At 73.9% G+C, this 5,781-nt stretch carries 4 protein-coding genes; 2 read left to right on the top strand and 2 right to left on the bottom strand.

The window, feature by feature from the left end; all coding sequences use genetic code 11:
- Nucleotides 1-2,698, bottom strand: a 2,698-nt coding sequence (locus MTQ10_RS27125) for a sensor histidine kinase (RefSeq protein ID WP_247472875.1), incomplete at its 3' end; no start/stop codon positions are given.
- 379 nt (nt 2,699-3,077) lie between these two features.
- On the opposite strand from MTQ10_RS27125, the gene MTQ10_RS27120 reads away from it, so the two are divergent.
- Entirely contained in the window at nt 3,078-3,869 is a 792-nt protein-coding gene (locus tag MTQ10_RS27120) for a hypothetical protein (protein ID WP_247472874.1), read from the top strand.
- 213 nt (nt 3,870-4,082) lie between these two features.
- Here MTQ10_RS27120 and MTQ10_RS27115 read toward each other — a convergent pair whose 3' ends face one another.
- Nucleotides 4,083-4,577, bottom strand: coding sequence for a MarR family winged helix-turn-helix transcriptional regulator (locus MTQ10_RS27115; RefSeq protein ID WP_247472872.1), 495 nt, complete (start codon nt 4,575-4,577; stop codon nt 4,083-4,085).
- 240 nt (nt 4,578-4,817) lie between these two features.
- Between MTQ10_RS27115 and MTQ10_RS27110 the strand changes: the two genes are divergently transcribed.
- The gene (locus MTQ10_RS27110; protein WP_247472870.1) at nt 4,818-5,654 is read left to right on the top strand and encodes a lysozyme; all 837 of its coding nucleotides are present in this window, start codon (nt 4,818-4,820) and stop codon (nt 5,652-5,654) included.
- The last annotated feature ends 127 nt before the right edge of the window (nt 5,655-5,781 follow it).

The raw sequence follows: 5,781 nt of genomic DNA, 5'->3' as shown, positions 1-5,781 counted from the left end.
GCTGGGCTTCCGGGGCGGGCGCCTCCGCCGGGGCCGTCGCCTCCGCCGGGGTGGTCGTCCCCGTCGGGGTGGTGGCCGCCGGGCCGGTCGTCTCGGCCGGGTCCGCCGGGTCCGCGTCGTCCGGGTCGGGGCCGGTCGGCCGGTGGGAGGGCAGGAGCAGCGCCATCGTCGTCTCGGCGGGGCTCTCCGCCTGCCGCGCCCGCGTCTGCGGACCGGTGTCCTCCACGCCCCGCGCGTGCTCCGGCGCCCCCTCGGCGTCCGGGGCGTCCGCGCCGTCGGCCGGGTCGGCGCCCGGCTCGGCGCCCTGGGCGGCGGGCTCGTCGCCCTCGGTGGCGTGGGCCGCCTCCGGCGTCGTACCGGCCGCGTCGCGCTCCGCCGCAGTGGCGGCGCCTTCGTCCGCCCCGGTCTCTGCCTCGCCCTCGGCCGAGGCCGACGCCGACGCCCCGGCCTCCGCCTCCGCGGCGCGCACCGCGCGTTCCGCGAGGGCCACCACCGGGTCGGTGTTCTTGGGGCGGCCGGGAAGCTCGTTGGAGTTGGCCTCGGCGTCGGCGCCGGGGAGGGAGAAGGTCTGGGTCGTGGACGAGGCGGCGGACGCCGGCGGTCCGGCCGCGGGCGTGGGGTCGGCCATGAGGGTGGCCGGCAGCACCACGACGGCGGCGACTCCGCCCTGCTTCTGGTCGCGCAGCTGGACGCGGACGCCGTGGCGGTGGGCGAGGCGGGCGACGACGTACAGGCCGAGCCCGAGGCCGTCCTCGGCTTCCTGGTCGTACGGCGTGTTCGGGTCGAAGTCGGCGAGGCGGGCGTTGAGCCGGGTGAGGCGGTCGTCGGTCATGCCGATGCCCTCGTCCTGGACGGAGAGCATCACCTCGCCGCTCTCCAGCAGCCAGCCGGAGACCTCGACGGGCAGGTCGGGCGGGGAGAACGCGGTGGCGTTCTCCATGAGTTCGGCGAGCAGGTGGGAGAGGTCGTCGGCGGCGAAGCCGGCGACGTGCGCGTGCGGCGGCAGCGCGGCGATCCGCACCCGCTCGTAGCGCTCGATCTCGCTGACGGCGGCGCGGACGACGTCGACGAGCGGTACGGGACCCGCGTGCTGCTGGACGTGTTCGGTGCCGGCGAGGACGAGGAGGTTCTCGCTGTGCCGGCGCATGACCGTGGCGAAGTGGTCGAGCTTGAACAGCGTGGCGAGCCGCTCCGGGTCCTGCTCGCGTTCCTCCAGCGTCTCGATGACCGCGAGCTGACGCTCGACCAGGCCGAGGGTGCGCAGCGCGAGGTTGACGAAGGTGGAGCCGATGCTGCCGCGCAGCCGCTGGAGCTGGGCGGCGGACTCGGCGAGTTCGGCGCGGAGTTCCTCGCGGGCGTCGGCCATCTTCTGCCGCTGGCCGACCAGATGTTTGCGGTCGGTCTCCAGGGTGGCGATGCGTTCGGCGAGCCCGGCGGCGTGCTCGTGGAGGGCGTTGACGGAGCGGACGACCTGGGCGAACTCGTCGTTGCGGCCGGTGAAGCGCACCGGTTCCTCGGTGGTGGGGTCCTCGGCCTCGGCGAGGCGGGCCGAGCCGAGCCGCAGCACGGCGAGGGGGCGGGTGAGGCTGCGGGCCATGGCGGTGGCGATACCGACGGCCAGCAGCATCAGCGCGCCCAGGATCGCGATGTGGATCTCCAGCGCGGTGACGTCGTCGTCGCGCAGCGACTCCAGTTCCTTGACACGGCGGTCGTAGAGGGCGGCCTCGGCGCCGCGCATCAGGTCGACGCGGGTGGTGAGCGCGGTGTCGACCTTCTTGGCGCTGGTACCGAGTTCGTCCTCGTCGAGGGTGGGCTGGTCGGTGAGGGCGGCCAGGTACTTGTCCGCGGTTCCCACCTCGGGGCCGGTGACGGTGGAGTCGTACGCGGAGACGGCGGGGTCCGGACCGTTCTCGTGGAAGTCGGCGAGCGCCGCGTCGGAGCGCAGCCGGGCCTCCTGGGCGGCGGCGGTGAGCGCGCCGCGTGCCTTGGTGCCGGCCTCGGAGGAGCTGGTGACCTCCTCGGGCAGACCGGTGATCGGGTCGATCACGGTCTCGGTGCGGGTCGGCACGTTGAGCGCGGCGACGAGCAGCCCGCGGGCGGCGGCGGCCTGCTGGACGGCGGTGTCGAGGGCGGCGAGGGCGTGGGCGCCGGCGCCGGCCCGGTCGGGGGTGCGTTCGGCGAGCTGTTCGGCGAGGCGGTGCAGCTCGGTGATGGTGGCGGTGTAGGCGCGGTGCGCTTCGAGGGCGCCGTCCTTGCCGGTGAGGGCGGCGCGGCGGACGGCGGCGATGCCGTCGAGGTCCTCGCGGAGCGCGGCCGGCAGGTCGGTGTCGGCGCGCAGTTCCTCGATCTGGCGGTCGACGCGGGCGCTGCGCTGCTCGTCGGGTGTCTTGGCGCGGGGCCGGCCGGCGGCGACGTACGAGGTGACGTCGTCGCGTTCGTCGGCGAGGGCGTGGGCCAGCACGAGCGCTTCCTGGGTGCGCTCGGCCAGCGTGACGAGGTCCTGAGTGTCCTTCAGCCGGCCGGAGGCGGCCAGCACGGAGGGCGCGCCGGCGCCCGCGATGGCGGCGGCCACCACGGCGACGGCGACGATCAGCCGGCTGCGCACATGGGTGGGGCGGCCCTTGCCGACGGGTGGGCGCTGCGCGCCCCCCTCGGAGGCCGACTGCTTGCCTGTGCGCCGAGGCCGCGTCTTCTGCACCGGTGCTCGCATTCCTGACTCGTGTACCCATGGACCCAGGTGACGCACTGTCAGCCTCTGTGCACCCCTGGTACGGTTTCCGACCCTCCCAGTGCCGGTGTGCACTGGTCGCGCATCACCTGACCCGCCACCCGAAGGAGTGAACATCGGAGGGGAGTTGGCGGGCAAGTTGCCGCGTGGCGCGCAGCGGCCCTGTGCGGCGGGCCGGTTGGACGTCTGCGGCGGGCTTTGGCAATATTCGCCGCCACGCCTTCCCGGACCGCTCCCGATCCGCCGGATTTGCCGTCAAATCCGGCGCCCCGCATGCACGGGTGCGAGGGTGACGGGATGTTTGCCAGCCGTTCGCGGAGGGTGTGAAGGGGTCGTGCAGACTGACCGGATGCGTACGGAACTCGTCTCGGAGCCCGGTGATCCCCGCCGCGCCAACGAGGACTTCGCGAGCGTCGGACTGCCCGCTTCAGGACAGGGTGGATCACTGGTCGTCCTGGACGGGGTGACGCCGCCGCGGGGCGATACGGGGTGTCTGCATTCGGTCCCCTGGTTCACGGCCCGGCTCGGTGGCGCGTTGACCGAACTGACCTGTTCGCTCCCGGAAGTTCCCCTCTCCGAGGTGCTCGCCCGGGCCATCTCGCGTACCGCGAAGGTTCACTCGTCAATCTGTGACCTTTCTCACCCGCGCACTCCTCAGGCCACGGTGGTGGTCGCGCGCTGGTCGGCGGAGTCGGTGGAGTATCTGGTGCTGTCCGACTCGGTGCTGCTGCTGGAGTCCCCGGGCGGGACGGTCACGCCGGTGGTGGACGACCGTCTCGCCCGGCTGCCGCGCTCCGCGCTGGTGAGCGACGCGGTGATCGACGCGACGCTGCGCAACCGGGAGGGCGGGTTCTTCACGGCGGCGGCCGATCCGTCGGTGGCGGCCCGCGCGGTGACGGGGGCGGTGCCGCGTGCCGGGGTGCGGGCGCTGGCGGCGCTGACGGACGGGGCGGGCCGGTGGGTGGAGCGGTTCGGTGAGGGCGACTGGGCGGACTGCCTGCGGCTGATCGCGAAGGAGGGCGGCCGGGCTCTGGTGGACCGGGTGCGGGAGCTGGAGCGGGCGGACGCGGCGGGCGGGCGGCCGGTGCTGGGCCGCAGCAAGACGCACGACGACGCGACGGTGGTGTACGCGGAGCTGTGAGGAGCCGCCGCTGGGCCGGGGGAGGGGCTGCTCCGGGAGGCGCGGCGGGGGGCAGCGGAGTGGCCGGCGGAGCGGCTCGATCGGAGCGTTGTTCTCGTACGACACCCCGCAATGCCGCTTGGAAGCGCTCTCTTCGGTGGTTTCGCTCCACTCACCGTGTGGCCCGGGGTCCCGCGGGGACCCCCGTCGGCCCGCCCGAGGGGCCACGGCGGGTCAGCGCTGCTCCATGCCCCGGTTCAACTGGCTCAGCAGGCGGGCCAGTTCCGCCACCTCCCGCCGGTCCCAGTGGGACAGCTGGGTCACGTACCGCGCCCTGCGGGCGTCCCGGACGCGGCTGACGCGGCGGTGGCCCTCCTCCGTGAGGTGGACCAGCCAGGCCCGGCCGTCCGCCGGGTCGGGTTCGCGGGCCACGAGGCCCAGCTCCTCCAGGGCGCGCAGCTGGCGGGACATGGTGGCCTTGCCGACGCCGATGTAGGCCGCCAGGTCGGTGGCCCGCTGGCCGCCGCACTCGTCCAGGCGTACGAGCAGGCCGTACGCCGCGGACTCCAGGTCGGGATGGACCTCGCGGGCCATCTCGCCCTGGTTGGCCCGGGCCCTGCGCAGGAACAGCGTCAACTCGCGTTCCAGAGCCAGGAACTCCTGGTCCACACCACTCGGCGGCACCGGGCGTTCGCCCTGCCGTCCGCCGCCGCTCGTGTCCTCGTGCACGTCAGTCCCCTGATCCGGTTTCCCGTTCCTGAAAGTTTCCTTCGGCCGCCGCCGTCTTCGCAGCTCTGCCAGTATTTCGCAGGGCTAGACCAACGGCGGCTCCCAGTCCCCCTTCCGCCGCCGGGTCTACGTGCGTAGCTTCTTGAACAGGAAAGTGAATGACATGCCCACGCCAGCGGCGCCGTGGGCGGTGCAGCACGTCGTCCAGCGTTTCCCCCACCGACGCTTCCGGAGGCACGCATGCCCGTGCGCAGACCCGGCACTTCTCTCCTCCCTCTCCCCCACACCCGCGCCCGACTCGCCCTCGCGGCGGTCGCGGCCCTGCTCGCGGCCCTCTCCCTCGCCCTGCCGGCCCGGGCCGCCGGCACCCCGGCCCGCGGCTCCGCGTACATGGGCATGGGCGTCCTGGCGCACGACGGCCAGGCCGGCACCCCCGTACCCGGCGACGCCACCCAGACCGAGGGCGTCGACGTCTCCAGCCACCAGGGCAACGTCGCCTGGTCCACGCTGTGGGGCAGCGGCGTGAAATGGGCCTATGTGAAGGCCACGGAAGGCACGTACTACACGAACCCGTACTTCGCCCAGCAGTACAACGGCTCGTACAACGTGGGCATGATCCGCGGCGCCTACCACTTCGCCACCCCCGACACCACCAGCGGCGCCACTCAGGCCAACTACTTCGTGGACCACGGCGGCGGCTGGTCCCGCGACGGCAAGACACTGCCGGGCGCGCTCGACATCGAGTGGAACCCGTACGGCGCCTCCTGCTACGGCAAGTCGCAGAGCGCGATGGTCACCTGGATCCGGGACTTCCTGAACCAGTACAGGGCGCGCACCGGCCGTGACGCCGTGATCTACACGGCGACGAGCTGGTGGAAGGAGTGCACCGGCAACTACAGCGGCTTCGGCTCCACCAACCCGCTGTGGGTCGCCCGCTACGCCTCCTCGGTCGGGGAGCTGCCGGCCGGCTGGTCGTACTACACGATGTGGCAGTACACGTCGTCCGGGCCGACGGTCGGCGACCACGACAAGTTCAACGGGGCGTACGACCGCGTCCAGGCGCTCGCCCTGGGCTGACGCCCCCGGCGCCGGGGAACCGTACGGCCGCGGTGGTACGACAGCCGCGGCCGTACGGCGGCGGGGCCCCGTCGGCCGTACGGCGGCGGGGCCCCGTCGGCCGTACGGCGGGCGGGGCCCTCCGGGG

The organism is Streptomyces sp. XM83C (assembly GCF_023072675.1).
GTDB lineage: Bacteria > Actinomycetota > Actinomycetes > Streptomycetales > Streptomycetaceae > Streptomyces > Streptomyces thermocoprophilus.
This window is presented reverse-complemented; position numbering and strand designations above follow the sequence as displayed.

Coding starts and splice junctions, on each gene's coding strand:
- MTQ10_RS27120 (WP_247472874.1), top strand. CDS start 3,078: ATGCGTACGGAACTCGTCTCGGAGCCCGGTGATCCCCGCCGCGCCAAC.
- MTQ10_RS27110 (WP_247472870.1), top strand. CDS start 4,818: ATGCCCGTGCGCAGACCCGGCACTTCTCTCCTCCCTCTCCCCCACACC.